The sequence below is a fragment of the Vibrio sp. Vb1554 genome (genome assembly GCF_033344235.1).
The window spans coordinates 1-1,414 of the sequence record NZ_JAWPOJ010000194.1 but is presented as its reverse complement, the minus strand read 5'-3'; the positions used below and the strand labels follow the sequence as shown (position 1 = coordinate 1,414).

The 1,414-nt window shown below is 47.7% G+C and carries 2 protein-coding genes; both read left to right on the top strand.

The features are described from left to right. Positions 1-901, top strand: a 901-nt coding sequence (gene phoR / locus R8N28_RS24875; protein ID WP_318183624.1) for a phosphate regulon sensor histidine kinase PhoR, incomplete at its 5' end; no start/stop codon positions are given. Then, positions 901-1,414: PstS family phosphate ABC transporter substrate-binding protein (locus R8N28_RS24870; RefSeq protein WP_318183623.1), on the top strand; the 514-nt coding region annotated here is incomplete at its 3' end. The genes phoR and R8N28_RS24870, both read left to right, overlap by 1 nt.

Below are 1,414 nucleotides of genomic sequence, written 5' to 3'. Positions count from 1 at the left end.
CCATTGGCCAGAAGATTCCGGTCAACCTATCTCGAACCTGATTCGAACTCCAGATTTCATCAAGTACCTCAATAAAAAAGATTTCTCCGAACCGCTAGAAATGCGCTCGCCGTTGAATGTCGAACGTATGTTAGAACTGCGTATCGTGCCTTACACGGAAGGTGAACACCTGATGGTGGTGCGTGACGTGAGCCAACTTAAGCAACTCGAAGGAATGCGTCGTAACTTCTTCGCCAACGTTTCTCATGAGCTACGCACTCCGATGACCGTACTACAAGGTTATCTGGAGATGACGGAAGACCCAGACATGATCGTCGGCCCGATGTGGACTAAAGCGCATGGGGTGATGACGGAGCAGCTTAACCGCATGAACAGCTTAGTGAATCAACTTCTTACCTTATCTAAGATTGAAGCCGCGCCGATGCATGAGTTGGAAGATGTCGTTAATGTGCCAGCAATGCTTGAAGTCTTAGAGAAAGAAGCGATCAGCTTAAGTGGTGATGACCAACATAAACTCAAGTTTGATGTCGATACCAGCCTTCGTGTGCTTGGAGATGATGACCAATTGCGCAGCGCGATCTCCAACCTTGTTTACAACGCAGTGAAGTACACTCCTCCGGGAGCCAATATTCATGTTCGTTGGTATCAAACCGCACAAGGTGCGTGCCTTGAAGTTGAAGACAGTGGTGATGGTATTGAGCCACAACACTTGCATCGACTGACTGAGCGTTTCTACCGAGTTGATAAAGCACGTTCACGCGATACGGGTGGCAGTGGTTTAGGATTGGCAATTGTGAAACATGCGTTGAGCCATCATGACTCACACCTGGAAATTCAAAGTGAAGTCGGTGTAGGAAGCAAGTTCTCGTTCGTACTTCCAAGTCGTTTAGTGGTGAAATAATGGGACGTCGAGTCAGTAAAGCCATCGCTTGTATCGCGCTTATTTGTTCGAGTATGGCGGTTGCTCAAGATAAGCCTTTACCGAACTACCATAAAACCACTGGCATTGTTGGTAACTTGCTTTCGGTAGGCTCAGACACTTTGGCGGGGATGACCACACTTTGGGTGGAAGAGTTTAAATCCATTTACCCAAACATCAACGCGCAAGTTCAAGCTTCAGGCTCGTCAACGGCGCCACCTGCTTTAACAGAGCAAACGGCGCAGTTTGGCCCAATGAGCCGCCCGATGCGTTTGAAAGAAATCGAGGCGTTCGAGCGACAGCATGGTTACAAACCTACAGCATTGCGCGTTGCTATTGATGCTATTGGTATTTTTGTGCATCAAGACAATCCCATTCAAGGTTTGAACTTTAATCAATTGGACGCGATGTTTTCCGCTACGTTGCGTTGTGGAGAAAGTCAGTTCATCACTAACTGGCAGCAACTAGGTTTAAAAGCCGAATGGGCGAAGCGCA